Consider the following 21,120-nt stretch of genomic DNA (forward strand, 5'->3'; position numbering starts at 1 on the left):
AGACTCTGTCGAAATCTTCCGAATGAAAATATCGGCGGCGCGTTCCCTGGGGGCGCTGGCAGCAAATCATGACAAATCTATCATAAATGTCATAAAGTATGCAGATGAGATAAATCGACTGTCGATTCAGCTGGAACGATTTTTATTTACCTTTGCATTTAAATAGCGACGACCGTAAAAAATGCCACTCCTATGGATGACTCTGCTACTCATGTAACCTGAATGGATGGTCAAGGCTGAGGGTCTAGGCTACGCATCCAGGAAGCGAAAAGAAGCAGGCGTTCACGCTGATTCGGAGTCAATGGGTCAGGGCGAAAGTGCATGATCTCATTCCGGACCTGGCGAATATGGTCGAGTCGGTTGGTGAAGAGTGCACAGTCGATCTGCCAGCTAAGTCGAGGCCAGATACCTTCGGTACGAAGAAACCTTACGTACTGTCCGAAAGTCATGCCATTGGCTGAGGTGATCTTTTTGCCCACGACTTGCAGATCATCGGCTGAGAAGGTTTTGTCGATGCAGCGTCGTAGCCGCCTCTCAATCTCTCCGATGAGGAAGAACGGTTCGGCGAGCAGTAAGAACTGTTCGGTGAGGTCGGCGGTGGTTACGATCCCGCAGATATCGTCATCTTGGTTGCGCACAAGTGCGAATCCTGCTTCATAGATCGACGGGATCTTTTTGAGGAGATCGTCGTTGATCTTGATGGTGCTGGGGTGAGGGTCGATGACATCCGAGAGTTCGGCGCTCGGGGCGCCGGCCTGGATGTGTCCTATCCGCTCCCAACTCACAGCGCCGACGAGAACTCCACTATTGGTGATAACAGGAATCTGCGAGTAGCCATGATCCATCATCACGGTGCGTGCCTGAGCCAGCGTCGCATCCGGTGGGATCGAAGTCACCTCGCGGCTCGCTGAGGGAATATCGCTGACGAAGAGAGCCGCATAGGGGAAGGAGAGCGCGGACTTGTCGTCCGTTTCGTCTTGGTCGGCGATTGCTTCCTTGGAGGAGACGCATACCGTTGTATTCAGGTCAACGTCATCAAAAGATGGGTCACATGTCAGGTTGGCATTGGTGAGATCCGCAGTAATCCGGGGAACTGTGTTGAAATTACGGATCTTCACATCCCACTTGGCAAGCAGGTCCCGGACGGTCAGCTCGACCGGCGAGACGGCTGCCTCATCCAGAAACTGCTTGAGCTTGTCGTTCACTCCGCCTCCTGGTAGTCGGAAGCGTTCTCAGGGGCTGTTTCCGCTGGAATGGTCAGTCGGCCCATGGCACCCTCGATCAGTGCGACCAATTCTCGATGCCGGTTGGTGTAGAACTTTCTGAAATCGGCGACCCGAAGATCAGCGGCATCGATCAGATGAGTGCCGACCGCGTCATCCAACCAATTGCCGGGCATGCCCGTCTCTCTCTCCAGCGCCCGCATGTAGACCGACGGTGAACGAGTGCCGATGATCCGGGAAGTGTGCTGGGTTAGCGGCGTCTTGTTCACGATGCCGTTCTTCTGCTCTGCGGGGACGCCGTTCTTGTCGCACCAGGCAGCGGGAAAGATCCGCACGAGGTCGATCTGATGCTCTTCGAAGATGGTCGTGTCGATGACGTCCTTGCTGTATGTCCAGTCGTAGCAGCCCTGTCGCAGGACAAGGGCGTATACGCCCTTGTAGGCGGCACTGTTACGGCTGAACAAGGTGTCCAACCGGGCGGCGCGGAAGGTCGCCGCGGTAACCGACTCCGGCTCCTTCCCGCCGCGTACCCATGCGACTACCTGTTCCATGTCACGTGGGAACCGGCTTTCCAGGGCTCCGCTGTACTGCTCGCCCAGAACTCCGCACCAATACCAGCGAGTGATCTTCTCCAGGGCGCCGTGCTCATCAGTGATTGTCCCCAGCATGGTTCGGATCGCGACGAGGGGGACAACCTGCGTGCGATATGGAAGATCTCGATAGCTGAATATTCCCTGAGTCGTGAGGAACCGGGCGGTCCAGTGGAACGCCTCGATCACCTTCGGAGCCCATTGGAGGTAGTCCTCCAACGGGAGATCCAGGATGTCCTTGCGTTTGCAGCTCGCCACCGGCGTGACGAACGGATCACTACCCGAATGTGGGCGGCGTCGATGGTAGGTGGACAGCAGTGAGATGGTCTGCAGAAAATCACTGCTGGCGAGCTGTTCGCTTTGGGTCTGTCCATTGAAGACACGGTGTTCTGAGAGTTCCTTCAGGACCTTCTCCCAGTGCTCCACGAGTTGGAAGTCGTATCCGTTGGCCTGGAAGTACTTACGATCTCCCGCGTAGGTCGCGGTCAGGAGCTCGAACACATTGAGCGGAACGCCGCCGGTATTGACCTTCTCGAAGACGGTGCAGACCGCTTCTTTCGGCGTGCTCTTGGTCAGCCTGATCACCGGAACCTGATACTTTGTGATGTTCTCCAGGACGCCCTTGTGGAATTCCGTCCACTGCTCCCTTCGTACATCGTCGGTGGCGTACTTCCACATCCATCTCCCGGTGGCACTGATGTCGAAGACGAGCCTGAGCGGAAAATATCCCCTCGTGCACTCCTGTTCCTCGGTGCTGAGGTCGAGCATCACCTCACGACCGAAGTCTTGACGGATGATCCGATCAGCTGGCACAGAGAGAATTGCCTCTTCGTGATCTCCGTTCGGAGAGATCGCAGTTTCTATGTTGATGTAGTACCAGCGCTGCACCTTCTTCTTGCGCGCGTCTACGGTCTCCACAGGATTGGCCGACTTGAGTGCCTGGTACAGCGAGGTCATCCGCTGTTGGCCGTCCATCAGTAGTTGCTCGGGCTCCACGTCGCTGTCCAGGGCCGCTCCGGTGAGCGGGCGTGGCTTGAACCGAGCACCTGACCCCCCTGTCTCCAGGGTCATCATCACGCCCAGTGGATACCCCATGGTCACGGTTGTCAGAAGGGATCTGATTCGTTCGTCGTCCCACTTCCAGAGCCGTTGAAAGTCGGGGAGTTGCACCTCGCCGGTGGCTACCATATCCAGCAGGTCGCCGAGGTTGTAACTGGGATTCTCGAAGGGCACGGCTCTCCCTGGCGTAGCATCGGTGTTGGTCCAAAAACTCTAGCCACGGTTCACGAACTTGTCTGTGTGATCCTCTTAATCCTCCTTTATTTCATGGGAGTCATGTGGCGCCAATGCCACACCCAAACTACCTGGACAGCGGGTTTGTCGCTTTTAGTTCATATGTCTATTTCGGGGCGGTGGTCTGCGTCGCAGCAAGCGTTCACTTGGGAGGTATTACAGGATCGTGAAACGTTGTGGCTCGTCGAGTACGGTTGCCGCCGTGTCGAGGGCGGCGAGGCGGGTGGAGAGGGTCGCGACGGCGAGTCGGCGGGGGAGCGCGGCGCTGAACTTTAGGCCGTCCACCGCCTTGTCGTCGACCTCTGGCAGGCAAAGCCGATCCCGCAGCGCAGGAGCTGCGGAGCGCCACTCCGCGGCGGTCAGGTCGCCCCGGAGCCGCAGGTAGAGATCATCGACTCGCTGTGACTCGTCGGCTAGTGATCCCAGGGTCGCCTTCAGGGTGGTGTTGCCGCGATACCCGGCCCAGGTCCACCAGCGCAGGTCGCCGGAGGGGGCACGGACGATGACCGTGCCGCCGGGATGAACGATCTCGAGGTTGTCCTTGCGGACCGCTGCCAGCCCGCCGACCGCCCGTTGGCTCAGTGACACCGGGGGATCCTCACCCAGGAGAACGTCCCGCATCGCCCTGGCCACCGCGAACGAGACACCGCCGATCCCGGAGGACACCCACCGAGCCCGGCCGCCCCCACCGTCGTACGGTTCGACGAAGCAGCGCCGCCGTTTCCAGTCCACCCAGGTAACCCGCCAGGTGCGCCCGCCCAGCAGGATCAGCCGTGGCCCGTCCACCGAAGCGGTCAGCAGGGAGGGATCGGTCTTCCCGAGTTCCTGACGGCCGTGCAACACGGCGAATTCGGGCGCAGCAGTGAAGACGGCGGTAAGACCCATGAAGTGCCGACGGCCGAAGTGCTTCTCCGCCTCGGGGCCGATGAACCAAAGCGGGCCGTCGGACTCTAGGAAACCCTCGGCGACCAGATGTTCGGCCACCGGCAGCGCCGACGGGCCGAACAGGCCGAGCCCGTTCCACCATTCCTGCCAGAGGCGCGAGCCGATCCGATGTTCCTGCAGCGCGAGGGCCAGGATCTGCTGGGCGACGATGTGCTGGGGCGACGGAGGTGCCACGATCGGCTCCACATAGCCACGACTCCACAAGAGCAGCAGCCCGGCACAGGTGAGCAGGTCGTCGTGGGTCAGCGCCAGAAACAGGCAGTTGCGCCGAGTACCGGATCTGCGTCCGGTACGGCCCAGTCGCTGGAGGAACGAGGCTACCGAGGAGGGGGCGTTGACCTGGATGACTCGGTCGAGGTCGCCGACGTCTATGCCCAGCTCCAGGGTGGAGGTGGACACGATCACGCAGTCCCGCGCCTCCGTGAATGCCTGTTCCGCCCGTCGCCGCTCGTCCATCGACAGGGAGGCGTGTGAGAGGAACACGGTCACGCCCAGCTCCCGGAGGGAGGCACCGAGCTGCTCGACCAGACTCCTGGAGTCGCAGAAGACCAGCCGTTTCTCGCCTCGGTGTAGTGCTGCGATCACCCGCGCGGCGTTCGGCACCGATCCCACGTAGTCGAGCCCCACGTCCGGCGCTGGAGCAGGACCGGCCTCCGGAGCGATGACCCGCGCGGGCCGTTTCGACGAGCCCTGCAGCCAGGCGAGCAACTCCGGGGGGTTACCGACGGTCGCCGACAGCCCGAGCCGCTGGATCGGTCGCCCGCATAGATGGGTCAGTCGTTCCAGCACGCACAGCAGATGCCAGCCCCGGTCGTCCCCGGCGAAGGCGTGCACCTCGTCCACGACGATTGCCCGTAGGTCGCCGAACCACATGCGGTGGTCCACCTTGGTGCTCACCATCATCGATTCCAGCGACTCCGGTGTGGTGAGCAGGATGTCCGGTGGGTTGCGCAGGATCGCCTGCCGTCGTGCGGCGGTCACGTCTCCGTGCCAGAGCGCCACCCGGCGGCCCAGCCAGCCGCCGTAGGTCTCCAGCCGGGGGAGCAGGTTGTTGAGCAGCGCCTTCAGCGGGCACACGTAGATGACCGACAGGCCGCTCCAGCCGTCCGCCTCCATTAGCGAGAGCAGCGGGAAGACGGCCGCCTCGGTCTTGCCGCCCGCGGTGGGGGCCAGTAGCAGCGCGTCTTCCCCATCCAGCACCGGTCCCACGGCGGCGGCCTGGAGTGGACGCAGCTCCGGCCATCCCAGGGCATTGACGATGTGATGGTGCAGCGTCGGGTGGAGCCTCACGGCAGGTCGAGCTCCACGTCGTCCACGCTCGCCGCACGCAGCGAGGGCGCCGCGGCCTCCCGCTCCACGAACGTCAGCTCGGCGGAGGACACGGTCAGCGTGTAGTCGCGACGCGGATCGAAATCGTCGAACTCCTCGACTCGGTCCAGCACCCCGTCGACCAGTTTCCGCAGGAAGATCCGGGGTGCCACCCCGACCTGCCCACCCAGGTTCCCGGTGACGGCGCGGGCCAGAGTCTCCACGTACGGGTCATCGACACGGTTCATCACCCGCGACGGATGCGCCGAGCCCGCCGCGTACAGATCCCGTACGGCGGAGCCGAGCTGGACGAGCTTGGGGAGATCGAATCCGGCGAGCCGGAGCTGCACGGAACGCGGCGAGTCGAACCGGGGATCGGCGGTGAAGTCGGTCGCCAGCCGCTGGGCCAGCGGCGTCAGTCGTTGAACACCCTGCTGTCCGTCGAAGAACGTCGGAGTGCCGGTGATCAGCAGGTAGAGGCCGGGGAAACGGCCTGCGTCGACCTCGTCGATGAGCTGCCGCAGCGCGTTGAGCGCTTTCTCCCGCACATCGGACCGGACCCGCTGCAAGGTCTCGGTCTCGTCCAGCACGACGAGCAGGCCCGGGTGGCCGCAGTCGCGCAGCACGGTCAGCAGACCCTGTAAAAACCCCAGCGCTCCGAAGTGATCCAGATTTCCCCGGACCCCGGCGGCCCGGCGAGCGGCAGCGGCCACATTGGGCTGACCACCGAGCCAAGCTAGCAGCGCCTCCGCGGTCGCGTTGTCTTCTGCGAGCCGGGCACCGCGGTAGCCGCGCAGTGCCGCCGCGAAGGCCGGGGTGCTTTTCGCCACGGCGGCCAGGCGCTGTTCCATCAGCTCCGCGACCCCGGCGTCGAGATCTCCTGCTCCGGCGGCGAGCACGTCCTCCTCCAGGGTGAAGAACCAGGCGTCGATCACCTCACGCAGCGCCGACGGCGGGTGCGACGCGGTGGCCAGCCGTTCGGTCAGCCGGCGATAGACCGTTTCCAACCGGTGCAGGGGCGTCTCGGTCTCGGAGATCTGGATCTCGCTGACCGCCATACCGCGCCGTTTGGCCCGTTCGGCGAGCCAGCGCGCGAAGAACGTCTTGCCGGAGCCGTACTCACCGCGGACCGCCTTGAACACCGCGCCGCCCGTAGTGACGGCGGACAGCTCCTCGTCCAGCGCGTTCTCGAAGCGTTCCAGCCCGACGGCGAAGAGGTCCAGCCCCGTGGCTGGTACCGTCCCCCGTCGCAGGGCGGAGATCACCTCGCGGCGCCGGGCGGCACTCACCGCGGGAACTGTCACTATCAGACCTCTCCCAAGAACTGCAGCTTGAGCAGACCGACATCCAGCACGATGGTACGGTCGCCGTCGGCCGGCGTCAGCACACCGTAGCCCTCCAGGTTGAGCAGCCGGGAGACCTGGCTCACATAGCCGCGCATCCGTGCCGGAACCTGACCGACGAGTGCGGCGGCCGCGTTCACCGGGAGCTTCCCACCCACCGCTGCGAGACCGTCGATCAGCATGGCGATCTCACCGGAGGCCGGGGCGTTGCGCACGAAGACCCGCTGAGCCTCGAAGGTCTCCGACAAGACGACCCGGGCGCCAAGAGAGTCGCCTGTCGCCTCGGCGACGGAGAACAGGACATCTGTCTGCTCTTTTTTGCTCGTGGCTCGTACAGGAGCCGCCATGACCGGCGGGTTCCACCAGGCGGGGGAGTGCTGGCTGGGATCGAACGCCTGCCAGCCTGACGGGCGGTGCCGCTCGGAGGGGGTGAACACCAGAATCGGGATCACCATCTCGGCCAGCGAGGCTCCGCCGTGGTAGCCAGAATGTTTGGCGGTGTAGCGGATCGACTCGTCCCATGGCGCGACCACTTCTCCGTCTCCGCTCAGCACGCGCGGACCGCGCAGCAACACCTCGCCCGCCCCCGGTGTTCCGCTCCGATAGCGGGCCGAGGCCGACCGCTCCGTCGCCATCGGGGCGTCACGGTGCAGGACATGCCCATGGTCCGAGGTCAGTACCACGGTACGGCCCGCGGACCAGGCCGCCGCCAGTACCTCGCGCAGATAGGCGACACCATCGAGAGTCCAGGAGTCACGTCCGTCGGTCGGCCCCTTGTCGAGGGAGTCGTCTACGGCGTTGAGCACGATCCCGACCACGACGGTGGGTTCGGCGATCGCCGCCAGGACCTCGCCGTCCAGCTTCGCACCCGCGTCGCCACTCAGGTTGCCCTTGTGGAACAGTGTGCTCCTGCGGCCCGACCACAGGGCGCGGAAGCCGGGTACCTCGTCCTTCTGGGTGCCCTCGTGGAGCCGCCCGCAGAGCAGGCTGGTCCGGGAGAAGCGGGTCATCGACGGCACCACCGCGAGCGCGGGCTCGCGACCGTCGGCCCGGCGGCCGATCTCGGCCCATCCCCACTCGGTGAGAATGTCGTCGGCGAGTTCACAGGCGACCGCCGCGCTCATCCCGTCCAGCACGATCACCACCGGAGTGCCCAGCGGCCGGGCCACTCGCTCCAGCAGGTTCTCGGCGAGCACCAGTTCGGTGGTGTCGGAGCCGTGCTCGGTCCAGGCAGCCAGGCGGTGAGCGAACGTCTCGTCCAGCGTCGTACGGCGAGCTCGCGAGGCCTCGTAGAGCGCTCCGTAGGCGACCTTGGCTCCTGGGACCTTCGCCGTGTCGGCCTGCCAGACCGCGGCGATGGCCCGGTCCACCCAGCCCCACTCGCGTACCTGCCGTACGGCGAGCGCGTCGACGGTCTGGGGTGTCTCCATGGAGGAGCTCAGCCAGCGCGCCAGTCGTACCGCCATCTCCGCGGAGCGCACCTCCTCCCGGTGGCGCATGGCGAGGCGATGTTTGAGCACCTTGTCCAGAGTGCTCTCCAGCCCGTCCAGATCACCGGAGGCGGTGACCCTGACGAGGTGTTCGGCCAGCGCATTCAATCGGGCGTAAAAGCCGAGCGTGAGTGCGTCGCTCAGGTTGGCCAGCGACTCGGCCTGCAGCTCGACGAAGATCTGCTCGGCTCGTGCGACGACCATCTCGGCCTGCCGCAGGGTGATGGGGTCGGCCAGCCAGCGGGTCCAAAGCGACTCCGCGGTCTCGGAGAAGCGCCGTACAGTCTGCGGAGAGATCGGGGAGCCGCCGAAGAAGCGTTCCTCGACACGGACCTTGGCTTGGACGGCCACCTGCTTGCGAGCGGTGGTGTCACCGAAGAGCACCGAGGTCACCAGGCCGAGCGGCACCGTGTCCGTCGCGTGGCCGTTCGCCGCGAGCCGGAACACAACGGAGGCGACCGGGCCGATCTCGCTCTCCAACCACTCCCGCAGGCCGGTACGCTCCGCGTCGGCCAGTGCGTGGAAACGCGCCACAGCGGCGGCGTCCCGGCTCCAGGAGAGCAGGGTGACCGCGTCCACCTCGCCCTCGAAGCGAGCGGTGGCGAGCGTGCCGAGCGCGGTCTCCAGAGTGAGCACTCCGCCGCCCAACTTGGGCCAGCCCGCCGGAGGTTGGGCTTCGATCAATGCCTCCGCCAGCCACGTCCAGCCTCGGGAGGAGAGCCGAGGGTCGGCGAGACGTGCCCCGAACGACTCCCGGACCAGGTCGAACCGGTTGACCGGCCGCAACTCGTGCTCGACCACCCGGGCGAGCAGGCTGTCGCCGAGATCCTCGCACGGTGTCAGCAGCACCAGATAACCGTCGCGGTGGGAGCTGACCGCGTCCAGCACGGCCAGTACGGTCCCGCAGGCGCGGACCTCGACATGATGTCCGTCGATCGGCAGCGAGGACAGGCCGCGCCACTCGGGGGCGGCGCGCAGCGCGATGATTCTTTCCGGGGCGCCTCGGGTGACGGCACGGCGCACCGCAGCCTCGATCACGGCTTTGCTGGCGTGCGGCGGCTGCCCGGTCAGGGTTGGTGAGCTCATCGACTATTCCACCACTCGCCAGGTGATCTCGATCCGCGCCTCCGGATGTCTCCTGGCCAGACCACGCAGTTCGCCGATGATGGTCTCCAGTTCGTTGGTGGCGTGAACCGTGTGGCGGACCGTGCCGGGGGCGGCGACGGGAACGGTCACGCCATCGGTTTTTCCGCCGGGAGAGGGAACGACATGCGCCGGGTCGGGAGAGACCGGAACGGTGATGGCAGGTGGCGTAACGACGGGCGGCGAGACGACCGGAGGTTGAGGTGGCTGAGGGGTGACCACCAGATCGACTGCGGCCTTGTTCGCGATCTTGAGGGCGGAAACCAGCGAGACGTCATGCTCGTCCCGAGTGGCGACCTCCCGCAGCCGGATCAGTACGATCTTGGCGGGCTCGTCTTCGCGGGCCGCCAGAGATGCCATGATCTGCCAGGTCACCGCGCCGAACGCCGAGACCACCGTCTTGGCCTGCTCCAGGCTCGCGACGTACACCCCCGGTGGGCGGTCCAGCGAGAAGGCGGCCAGCTTCCGCAGGAGCGCGGTGTCGTCGCCGATCCCGGCGAGCGTCTCGACCAGGGCAGCGGCGGTGCGGGCCGTGTCGAGCCGCTTGGAGCCGGTCAGCTCCAGCAGGGTCTCGTGCCGCTCCAGCTCCTTGAGCAGGGTCTCGGCGTCGGGCAGCAACTCGCTGGCCCGCTTCCGCACCGCGACGGCGAGGGTGCGGACGGCACGCGCGCTCAGAATGGGCTGCCTGGCCAGTTGGAATAACTGGTGGGCCCGGTCGGAGGCGACTGCGAACTCCCCGGCGTCCGGCAGCAGCTGCGCGCGGAGCGCCATGTCGCCCGGAAGGCTCTTCAGGTCCGGTGCCCCGACGATCTGCCCGGCCCGGATCCAGGCCCGGTCCCGCTGGATCGCGTAGGCGAACACGATCAGGTTGACGATGTCGCCGGGCAGGCCGGGCTGCTCGTCGAGTATCCACTTCTTGATGTCGGACACGGCGAGATCGCCGCTTCTGTCCTGCCCGCTCGCAGCCCGCTCGATGCGCAGCGGCCATTCCTCGCGGAGCACGAAGTGAGCCTCGTGCATGGTGCCCAGCTCCAGCTGGTGGCCGATCCGGAACAGCGTCGGCACGTCGGTTTTGAGCACCTCGGCGCGCTTGGCCTCGCTCTGCGTCGCCTGCTCGATCGTGCGCAGTACGAGCTCCAGGTCCTTGGCCCGGTAGACAGGGTGCTTGCCGTCCGGATTGAGGTTGGGGTGCTTGGTGTAGCGGTGGTCGAGCAGCTTGCCGCAGATCGCGTCCAGCGCCCCGGACAGTCCCATCGCGGCGGCCAGCCGGACCTCCAGCCCGTCGACCAGGGGGATGACATGCTGCTCGGATTCCCGGCCGAGGTTGGCCTGGTCGGGGTCGGCCACCCCGTACACCTCCTTGAGCACCCCGCTCAGCTTGGTTTCGAGCGCGCTCTGGCGGCTCTTGAGCTGGTTGCGGGCGTGGTGGCGGTCCTCCTCGGTGAGGTGGCTCGCATACTCCTTGAGGTTGTCGTCCTCCAAGACGTGGTTGATGACGACGAGGTCGCCCAGGTCGCTCAGCCGCTCGGTGGAGAGGAAGTGCGGCAGCCAGCCCGCGGTGTCCGGGCTGGGCTGCTCGGCACGGATCCGCAGCAGGCGGTTGCGGTCGTCGGCCGGGCCGAAGTTCCCCTCGTCAAACGGGTAGTCGACGATGATTCGCAGTGCGCCCGGCTCGCTCGCCTCGAACTGGCGACTGTCCAGCCGCTCGGGGTCGCGGACGTTCGCGAACACCACCTCGACCGTACGGCGGGTGCCCCGCCAGGTGACCTCCCTACGGGACTCGAACTGGCCGCTTCCGCTGACCTTCAGCTCCGCCCAGAGCATGTCCTGGAGCAGCCGCCGCTTGCTCGCCGAATCGTCCACGTGCCGGGCCTGACCGATGATCCCCTGGGTGTCAATGCCGATCAGCGCCATCTCCACCACGGGGTCGTCGGCCCCGGAGACCCGGATCTCGCCGAAGACCGAGGCCAGCTCGCGCAGAGTCTTGGCGACCTGGTTGCGTTCCCCGTTGGGAATCATGGAGATGACGGAGCCGTGGTTGAGCGCCGCCAGGCGACTCGCGGTGAGGTTGCGCAGCGCGGGCACGTGCGGCACCAGCGCGGCCAGCAGCAGCGTCTTGACCACCAGGTCGTCGGCGCGGAAGAGCCGGGTCGGCTCGGCGTCCTCGGCCAGGTTGTGCTTCTGCAACAGGTGCGGCCGGAGCCGCTCGACGTAGAACCGCTTGGCCTGGTCGAACTCCTCACGCAGCTTGTCGCTGAACGGCTTGTCGCCGCCGGCGGCCAGCACGTCGTAGATCGCGCCGAGCGGCATGAGCTGCCCGACCTCCAGCGTGTCCCGATGGTCGACGAGGAGTTGCTGGGTGAGCTTGAGCGCGCTCCGCTCCCGCTGTAGCGCCCCGGAGATGTCGATCATCGCGGCAAGGAAGGCCGGGCTGAACGGGTAGGTGGCGCGGAAGTCGTCCCGGGTCGCGCCGCCGCCCTGGGCGTCCAGCAGCACGTCCCACACCTGCGCGTTGGTCCGGGTGGTGCGCTCGAAGGCGGCATCCAGCACGGCCTCGGCCTCGGCGCTCTTGGTCCTGAGCAGGCGCCGCTTGATGATCTCCCGAATGTTCCGATCGGCCAGGGTGAGGGGCTGGAAGCGGCCGTCCCAGTATTTGAGCGTGTCGAACAAACTGGCCGTCTGCGCACCCGCGATGTCCCGGCCGACCAGGTCGCGCAGGTCGCGCTGGCGTGGCACGAAGCTGATGATGGGTGCCGGCCGCTCGTTCTCCGCGGACTCGACCAGCTTGGAAACGTTCTGCGCCTCCTTGCGGACGAAGGCGTCGTCCCCGAGCCGTCCGGCCAGCCAGAGCACCAGCTCGTCCAGGAGCAGCACGACCGCGTCGTAGCCGAGCACCTCCTTGGCGTGCGTGGAGATCACCGACAGGCCCTGGTCCAGGTCGATGTAGGACTCGGCGTTGCCCCGCACCGCGCCAGCGTACCGCTTGAACGGACCGGCGAGCAGGTCGCTGACCAGCCTCCGCCGTTCCTTGTCGCTCGCAGGGGCGGCGAAGGCATGGTCGAGGAGAGTGGCGTTCCAGCTTCCTCGCCGGAACTTGCCCTGTCCGACCGGCAGCTCGGCGATGAAGCCCTCGTCGCCCATCGTGGTCCGCAGCTCACGGGCGTCGTCGAGCAGCGCGTCGTCCCGGTAGACCGCCGCAGGCGGCTTGTCCGGGTGGATCCTGGCGACATGGCTGACGTAGCCACCGAGGACTGCGCTGGCCAGCGTGGTCGAGCCGATCAGGTGATACGGCACGAGCAGGAACTTCCGGCCCTTCAGCCATGAGTCATGTTTGGCGACGATCGGGACCAGCTCGTCCTTGCCCCGAGCCTCGGGGTTGCCCTGCAGCAGGGCGTGCAGCACGGCCATGAAGTGGCTCTTGCCGGAACCGAACGAGCCGTTCAGGTAGGCACCGTGCGAGCTGTTGGTCTCGACCGCGGTCTTGATGATGCCAAGAGCCTCCTCGAAGACCTCCGCGAGCTGCGGGGTCACCACGTACTCCAGGACCGTACGGTCGGCGTGGTTGATCCCGTCGGTCAGCTTGAGCACGAAGTCCCCGGCGAGCACCCGCTCCGGGATGTCGATCAGGTCGCGCAGCAGCTTCGTCATCGCGTCATGCCTTCTTCCGCCCGCGGCCGGTCGGTGCCGGGCGCCACGCCTTCAGGTTCTCGTCGGTCAGGTCGTACCTGAGCTGCTGGCCCTCCAGGTAGCCGGTGAGGGCGTTGGCCCAGGAGTCGCCGTGCTCCGGGTCGATGTCGGAATGCCACTGCTTCACCCAGGGCAGCACCTCGCTCAGCCCGGCGATCAGCGGGGTGAGCTTTTCGGCCTCCCACAGGTCGTGGGTGGTCCGCTCCTCGATCAGCGTCATCAGCGCGTAGCCCTGCTCGCGTTGGTCCCAGCCCGCCCAGCCGAGCAGCAGGCTCCGGTCGGACTCGGAACCGGCGTTCTCGTAGGAGATGAAACGCTCCTTGGGTACGTCGAGCTTGCCGCGGTTACGCCAGTAGCCGGCCTTGCGGAAGTCGGTGCCGGTGTACTTCGGCGGGACCGGGATGTTGAGCCGCTCGCCGGTGGCATCCTCCTCCCGCTGGAGATCCCAGGTCCGCTCCCATTGGGCGCGCTTGCGCAGGCCGGTGTCCTTGTAGCGGAGCGCGGCGAGGTAGGGCACATGCTCGTCGGCGACGATCTCGACCAGGACGTCGGCCAGGTCGGCATCCGGCCCCTTGAGAAGACGGGCCACGCTCACCACGTCAGCGTCAGCACGGAGCTTGTCGGCCAGCCGGTGCACGGTCATCGGCCGAGGCTGGTCATTACCGAACTCATCCGCAGTGAACCACAGCTCTCTGGCCTCAGATCGGTCTAACAGCCAGGTGGTGAGGGCCTCGCGCTCCTTCTTCTCCCAGGATTCGGACATCCAGCGGCGCTTACACTCGGGACGCTCTATAAGCGCGATGTCTCGCCGTTTATCGATGATCTCGATGCGTTTCTGAACGACCCGCTTGTAGTCCTCGGGCCAGTGCGCGGGGATCTCGGTGATCGGCGTGGAGCCATGTCGCGCGAACCACTGTGTTTTGAATTCCGGATCGGCCATCTTCCGGGCGAGGACGATCTCGAAGGCACGCTCGCCAAGATTCAACTCCGGTACGCTTTCCACCTTGAAGCACAGCTCAGCGGCCTCATTATCGTCGATAAGCTCATAGAGCCGGTAGACCTCCCAGTCCAACTCTTCTTGTAGCGTGACCATCCGGCTACGAAGCTTGGTGTGTTCGAGCTGTGCCGCGTCTAGTCGGGCACGGGTTGGTACGGCTTGCGCGCAGGCAGCTGACGGCTCAACTTGGCCTAAGCCATGGGCAAGCTGGTCTAGCTCCTGACCGAGCTTTAAGGGCAATACGGCAGGCAGTGGGAATTCTTGCACCTTGGTCCCAGTAAATTCATATCGATCTGACCAGGACTCCGCGCTAACACGAGCTCCTTCACCCCCCATAGGATCGCCACCTTTGGGATAACTCACCTGCTTTAGCCAGAAGCACGCGGTTGAGCTGTTGAGCACTCCCAGTAGTTCCAGATGCTCGTCCTCCGTCGCACCTTTCGGTAGCTTGATCACCGGTGCTGTCTGTTTGAAGACCTTTCCGCCTCGGTCGAGCACGAAATGGTTATGCGTCGCTACAAATGGAAAGGCAATGCCCAAAGGAACGGTGTAGCGCTCCGGATGCCACCGGCTCCACTCGTACCAAGTAAGCCCGATTTCCTCGTGAGTTCCTCCAGGTTCGCGTCGCAGTCTGAGAAGGCATCGAGTCCGCCATAATAAACGCGCAAGCTCGATATCATCAAGGCTTGCATGAAGATGTTCGTCATACGGAAATAGAGCCTCGCTCTCCGGGCTAAGATACCAATCTCGGAGTGCAAGACCTTCAACCAAAGGTTTAATTGTTTCCGGACCAACGTGGAAGCGAAACCAGGTATTCCTTGGGGCGAAGTAAGATTCATCGGCGCCAGTGTGAGCTGTTCGGCCGATGAGTTTCACTGAAGCTTGCAATGTGTGAAAGCTATGGCTGTGTAGGTGAGCTACGAGTTCCGCTGAGCCTCCACCGCTGAGACTCCACGGATGGGGAAAAAGAGTTTGGCGTGTAAGGTCGCTTGCGCTAACCCAGTCGCTCTCGCTGTCGGCGTCATCGACTTGGTGGACGATAGCCTGCCAGACCTTGCCTCGTGCTGGATTTTCCGGCTGGATGGGCTCGCCGCGGATCCCAAGAATGGCGCGAACTGTGCCGCTAGGTGCCGGTTCCTGATTTCGGCCAATGATGATCACCGTTGGCGTGCCGTGGCCGGGGATATAAGCCCCCGAGGTGTCGATGACATGGGTCAATTCGACTTTCGTGGCAAAGAATTCTTCGATCAGCTTCTTGCCGAACTCGCGCTTCATGAACGAGTTCGCGGTGATCTGGCCAACGTAACCGGCGCCGCGACGGTTGTCGCCGCCGGAGGTTGCTAGGTCGAAGAAGCGTTCCGCGAATGGGATCGAGAGCGCGTAGGTTCCGGCGCAGGTCTCATAGTGCTGCCGGTAGCGTTCGCTCTCGGTCTTGTCCTTGACTGTAATGTAAGGCGGGTTGCCGACGACCACTTGATAGGACTCGGGGGCGAGGATGTCGCAGCGCTGGACGTACTCACTCACGTCCTCGGTGGCAAACAGGAAGGCATCGAGTTCGGGGATACCTCCCTGCCCCTTACGTTCGTGGCGGAAAAGCAGGGTGTCCCCGACCGCGATATTGATAGGAAACTCGGGAGCCTTGGTCAGCGACGAGATATTTCCCGCCTGGAGGGCGGCGATCAGGAGGCGGAAGCGGGCGACGGCCGAGGCGAACGGGTTCTTGTCGATGCCGTGCACTGACATCAGCGTTCGCCGGATCAGATCCCAGCGGTCGGCACCCGGAGCCTCTTGCTCCCACTGGGCGAGGATCCGCTTGAACGCCCCCAGTAGGAAGTGCCCGGACCCGCAGGTCGGGTCGATCAGCCGGAACTTCTCATTGAGAAAATCCTCGCGGAACTCGTCCAGTGCAGGCGTCAGCGTGTAGTCGAGGATGAACTCCTCGACGAACTCCGGCGTCTGAAGAAGCGCGTACGTCTTCTTGGCGTGCTCAGACAGGTCCTGATACAGGTCGCCCAGGAACCGGGTGTCTTCGTTGGTGAAGTCATGGACGATCTGCCGGTCGGCGTTGGTGGCTCGCCAGAATGCCAGCAACGACTGCGCCACCGGATGCGAAGGCCCGGCCAGCCGAGTGGCGGCGGCGTGCCACCGGGCATCGGCGGGCAGCAGCTTCTCGTCCTCGACGGCGGGCCGGGCGATCATCCACATCGGGTTGTGCTCGAAGTCGAACAGCCCCGCCACCACCGGGGAGGCCGCCATCGCGTTGAACCCGGCCAGGATCCAATCCCGGTCGGTCTTCTCAGGGTGCGCCTTGAAGAAGTCGCCCTGCCGCTCCTGGGCGATGTCCAGCCGCTCACCGGGGCCCGCCAGATACGGCAAGTCGATCAGCCGGTTGTCCTCGCAGAACCGCAGGAACACGGTGCCCAGCACCCAGGCCACCGCCGCCTGGGTGATCCGCCCCTCCCGCCACTCCTCGAACGTCGCCGCCGTACGCGAGGCGGTCCGGGCCGCCTCCCACTCCGCCTCCAGCCGCTCATGCACTAGGGCATCCTCGGTGGCGCAGGTCCGCAGGTCGCCCTCCAGCGTGCCGACCTGCTTGCGGAGGTCGGCCAGCAGAGTCGTACGATTGATCACGAAGCTCTCCGGGGGGTTGCGGAAAGGGCGGTGGGCAGGGAGTCCACCACCTCGCGGGACAGGGCCAGTTCCTCGTTGCCACCGGGGATCACCGGGATCGCCTGGCCGTCGAGCCGGGCCCGCTCGCGCGGATCGGCCATCGGGGCGAGTAGCCAGACGCCGTGCGGGCTCTCCCCGGCGGTGCGGGCGGCGTCGGCGAGCCTGGCCAGCAGCTCGGGTCCTCCGGCGTACCGGGAGACGGCCTTCGCCTCCCGGCCTCGCTGGGAGAGCGGGGTGGCGTCATGCAGCAGCACGACCCCTTCCAGGGCCTTGATCCGCTGCTCGACCAGCGCGAACGCCTCGGTGGTCATGTCGGCCAGGCCGACCTGGTCCTCGGGGGGCGCGTCGGGGGTGTCGGTGGACAGCACGTCCGGCCACTCGGGCACGCCCCACTGGTCGCGCACCTCGCGGAGCGCGGTGACGAACTCCTCTGTCACGTTCACCCGGGAGACCGGTAGGTCGGGCAGCGCGCCGAGCAGGTCGGGCAGCAGCGCCGCCCGGTCGATTCTGGCCTTGATGACGAGAAAGCCGCCGCGCTCGGCCACCGTGGCGAGCCGGGAGATCGCCCCCGCCGGAGGCAGGGAGCCGGGCAGGCCGGTCGCGGTGCGGGTGGTGGTGCTCGGGACACGGGTGGCGAGGGTCGCTGAGGGGACGTAGTAGTGACCGTCCGTGTCGATCTCGACGGAGAGTCCGGCATTCTTGAGGACCTTGCGTAGCCCCCCGGCATGATCGGGGAAGTCGTTCAGCGCGGGAAGCCGGGACAGGACCCGCTCCCGCAGCTCCTCCGGCCTGATCGCGGCCGACAGCATGCCACCAACCTGCGCCAGTCGTACGGCCCGGAGGGGTTCAAGATCGACAGGATAGATCTCGAACCGGGGGGTCACCGCCGCGTGGGCGGAGGCGGCGGCGGCAAGGGAGACCAGGCGAGTGTCGGGCAGTGGCGGCATGCCCTCGGGGGCGGCCACGCCGCGCAGCGCCCGCAGCGCGGCGGCGGTCACCGGCAGCGGATCCCGGCGGGACAGCTCGTCGGCCTTCGCACCGAGCAGCAGCGCGTAGTCCAGGAGTTGGGCGTCGCTGGGCAGCGTCGGGTCGTCCTCGGCGACGAGGGCGACCAGCACCCGAGCGCCCTTGCGCCGCTTGAGCAACCGGGGGTTCTCCAGCCGCTCCTCGGTCTCGATCGCGACCCGTACCGCGGCCCCCGCCAGGGCGAGGCGTGCGGTCGTACCGTCCAGGGCGGAGCCTCGGTGGGCCAACAGTTCGGTGGTCAGCTCGGAGACTTCCATGACCCGGCCATGCTCGGCGAGGATGTCGAGCAGCTCGCGGCGGAGCGCGGTGACGGTCGGTTCCTTGGCCCAGCGCTCGCGGGCCTTGCCGACCAGATGCGCCACGTAGCTGGGCGAGACCCCGAGCAGGCCGGCGATCTCCTTCTGTGGAGCCCACGGCTTGACCGGGGACGGGCTGCCGTCCAGGCCGGGCAACGCCAGCGTGAGCAGCACGGCCCGGACCGCGTTGTCGCCGTTGCCGGCGGCATCGGCTGGGTCACCTGTTCTGGCTTTGGGTGCCTTGGGCACCAGACGGCTGACGATGTCGTCGAGGTTGAGCGCGCCGTACTCCTCGGCCTTCGGCCTGGGAGTCTCCTCGGACCCGCCTGTCCGTTTGACGGTGGCGCTGGCCTGGGCCAGCTCGGTGATCTGGAACCGGCGACGCCACTCTCGGGCCCGCTTGAGCAGCTCGTTACGGGGGGCGACACCTACACCGCGCAGACGCTGGACCCGGGTGCCGGGGATCCTGATGAGCTGGCCGACCGTTTCGGCGCCGAGATCGTTCAGAGCGACCGAGAGCGCCTTCGGGGTGAGCCCGGCTGCGGCCAGCGGGGTCCGCTCGTCGGCCGCCTCGGCAGCTCGGTCGCGGGCCTCGACAGGGTCGGCCGCCTCGTCGTGCCCGGTGGTGGTCGTGCTCAGCGGGCGGGCGTCCTCCAAGGCGCGGAAGACGTCCCGCCAGGCGTCCCGCATCTCCAGCAGGGTGCGGAAGCGCTTGCCCGCGTCTCTGGCCAGGGCGGTGGTGAAGAACGCGACCAGGCCCTCGCGGATCTGGGCGTCGAATCGGTCCTCGGCGAGTTGCGGCATCGTCTCGGACGGGGCGAGCAGCTTCGGCTCGGTCGCACCATCCCCCCAGGAGGGGTGCTCGGCACTGGCCATCTCGTGCAGGGTGACGGCGAGCGCGTACCGCTCGGCGTGGTCGTCATAGATCGGACGCCGGTCGGAGCCGACGAACGGGTCCAGATAGGGCGGGGTGCCCGCGGTGACAGCTCTCTCGTCGGCGTCGGCGAGGGAGAAGTCGAACAGCACCAGACGCTTCTGCCGGTTGGGCAACGTGCGGATCGCGAGGTTGTCCGGCTTGAGGTCGCGGTGCCGTACCTTCTCCTCCTGGAGGAAGGCGACGGCGGCGAACAGGTCGTTGCCGTAACGTTCCAATTCCTCGATGGAGAGTCGGCCGTCGCTGCTCAGATACTCGGAGAGGGTGGTCTCGCCGGCCCGGTCGAGCACGATGAGGGTGCGCCCGCCGAGCTGGCGGGGACCCTCGATCAGCCGGACGACGCGTGAGTCGCGCAGCTTGCGCAGGACCGCCGCCTCGCGCTCCAGCCGGGGGATGGCCGCGTCGTTGAGCCCGACCTTGAGCACCGCCTGCTGGATCGACTTCTTCACGGTGCGCTCGGCGAGCAGCGCGCGGGCCGTGGAGCCCTTGCCCAAGGTGCCGAGGATCTTCCATTCGCCGATGACCGCGCCACGGGCCGCCTGGAGCGGGTCCTCCTCCTCGGGGGCGGTGAGCCGCTCCTCGACCAGGTCGAGACGGTGCAGCAGGGCGCGGACCGTCTCGACACGATCGCAGACCTCGGGCCGGGTGGCGTCCCTGACCAGCTCGTCGATCAGCGGGTCCATCGAGTCGGCGACCGCGCTGGGCACCAGGCCGTTGCGCTCGGCGAGGCGCTTCAGCAGCTCGCCACGTCCCTCGGCGGGTGCCTGGCCGGTCAGGATCAGGTAGGCGCAGGCACCGAGGCCGAACACGTCCAGCGGCACACTCTCGGCCTGCGGCTGGATGAACTCCGGCGCGAGGTATGCCTGGGCGGCCTTCTCGATGTGCGCGGCCAGCGCGGGCGCCGCGTGCTGGGTGAGAGTCTGCCGGGCGGGCGAGGTGCTGTGGGTCAGCAGGGCGGCCTGCCAGTCGGCGACCATCAGCTTCGGGTAGCGCCCTTGAGCGTGGAACTCCACCCAGACGCTACGCGCCGCCAGTGTCCGGTGGAATAGATGCCGCCGATGGGCGTGGTCGAGAGCTTCAGCGAGCTGCCGGATCATGTCCAGCCGGGTGTCCACGTTGAGCTGCGCGCCGTACTCGGCCATGTAGTGGTCCAGGCGCAGCCAGCCGGGCTTGTGTGGGAACAACACAGCGGGACCGGCGTCATGCTCGTCGCTGAAGTCGAGAGCCTTGAGGATGCCGGGGTGGTCGATGCCCTGCAGGACGAGGTACTCGCGGCGGGCGGCCCTGCGGGTGGCCTCACGTTCCTCGGCGGTGGCGCGCAGCTCCGACAGGTAGATGCGCACCCGCCGGTGCTGGCCCGCCAGCGCCATGTTCTCGGCGAGGTAGTCCTCCCAGGTAGGCCCGGTCTCCAGCGACCTGGGTGCCAGCTCCCACTGTCCGACCTTGCGGTGTCTGCGCAGGGCGGCGACCCCGATCTTCTCCAGCAGCTCGGGCAACTTGCGGGAGAACGTCGGGTCAACGCGATTGCGTCCGCTGCGCGGAGGCAGGCCGAGCAAGTCTTTCCAGATACCGGGCAGGCCGGTGGCCTTGTCGTCACGCCCGTAGACATTGAGCCGCTGAACGTCGTCCAGACGGCTTTCCAACGCAGGGTCGGACAGGAATACCGCGGGTGCGACATAGGGAATGCGCAGGCTGTGCAGGCCGAGCTGCGCTTTCGCCCATTCGAGCTGGCTCTTGAGCTCCTTGCACTTCTGGTTGGTGAGCTCGAGCGGGTTCTCGATGGAACGGACCCGATCGGAGCTGAACAGCCAGGTGCTGCCCTGGTTGACGACCTTTCCGGGGTGGCTCTTGATCTCCACCAGATAGAGCCCGCCGGGGGTCGCGATGAGCAGGTCGACCTCACGGGGGTGGCCGGACTGCGCGGTGAAGGTGAAGGTCTGCCAGGCCCGGTACGGCTCCGCGTCCGGCATCCGGTCACGGATGTGCTTGAGGGCCTCTTCCTCCCAGGGAAACGTCGACCGTGGACCCTGCCAGCGATTAAATCCAGACATCCCTTCCCTTTTTTCTTCAATTACCGCAAAAGGTAGGTTCTAGCACACAACACCACTGATGGGAAGGAAAATGCGCTCCGTTCGCGAACGACCGGAGCGCATCTCTCGCTGACCAGCACGAATA

Annotated in this window: 8 protein-coding genes; all 8 read right to left on the reverse strand. The window is 66.0% G+C overall.

The window, feature by feature from the left end:
- Positions 1 to 230: 230 nt before the first annotated feature.
- Positions 231 to 1,205: a CBS domain-containing protein gene (locus ACTOQ3_RS05275; RefSeq protein WP_440082271.1), complete on the reverse strand. Its 975-nt coding sequence runs from the start codon at positions 1,203 to 1,205 to the stop codon at positions 231 to 233.
- Positions 1,202 to 3,046: a GmrSD restriction endonuclease domain-containing protein gene (locus ACTOQ3_RS05280; RefSeq protein WP_440082272.1), complete on the reverse strand. Its 1,845-nt coding sequence runs from the start codon at positions 3,044 to 3,046 to the stop codon at positions 1,202 to 1,204. Before ACTOQ3_RS05280 ends, ACTOQ3_RS05275 begins: the two co-directional genes overlap by 4 nt.
- Positions 3,047 to 3,262: 216 nt before the next feature.
- Entirely contained in the window at positions 3,263 to 5,341 is a 2,079-nt protein-coding gene (locus tag ACTOQ3_RS05285) for a DEAD/DEAH box helicase (RefSeq protein ID WP_440082273.1), read from the reverse strand.
- Positions 5,338 to 6,648, reverse strand: coding sequence for a BREX system ATP-binding protein BrxD (brxD, locus tag ACTOQ3_RS05290; protein ID WP_440082274.1), 1,311 nt, complete (start codon positions 6,646 to 6,648; stop codon positions 5,338 to 5,340). Before brxD ends, ACTOQ3_RS05285 begins: the two co-directional genes overlap by 4 nt.
- Before the next feature lie 17 nt (positions 6,649 to 6,665).
- Positions 6,666 to 9,278, reverse strand: coding sequence for a BREX-2 system phosphatase PglZ (gene pglZ, locus ACTOQ3_RS05295; RefSeq protein ID WP_440082275.1), 2,613 nt, complete (start codon positions 9,276 to 9,278; stop codon positions 6,666 to 6,668).
- Positions 9,279 to 9,281: 3 nt separating this feature from the next.
- Entirely contained in the window at positions 9,282 to 12,983 is a 3,702-nt protein-coding gene (locus tag ACTOQ3_RS05300; protein WP_440082276.1) for a phage resistance protein, read from the reverse strand.
- A 4-nt stretch (positions 12,984 to 12,987) separates the two neighbouring features.
- Positions 12,988 to 16,650: a BREX-2 system adenine-specific DNA-methyltransferase PglX gene (gene pglX, locus ACTOQ3_RS05305; RefSeq protein ID WP_440082277.1), complete on the reverse strand. Its 3,663-nt coding sequence runs from the start codon at positions 16,648 to 16,650 to the stop codon at positions 12,988 to 12,990.
- Positions 16,647 to 20,996: a BREX system serine/threonine kinase PglW gene (gene pglW, locus ACTOQ3_RS05310; RefSeq protein ID WP_440082278.1), complete on the reverse strand. Its 4,350-nt coding sequence runs from the start codon at positions 20,994 to 20,996 to the stop codon at positions 16,647 to 16,649. The genes pglX and pglW overlap by 4 nt, the downstream gene beginning before the upstream one ends.
- Between the last annotated feature and the right edge of the window lie 124 nt (positions 20,997 to 21,120).

The organism is Streptosporangium sp. LJ11, assembly GCF_051918945.1.
Lineage (GTDB): Bacteria > Actinomycetota > Actinomycetes > Streptosporangiales > Streptosporangiaceae > Streptosporangium.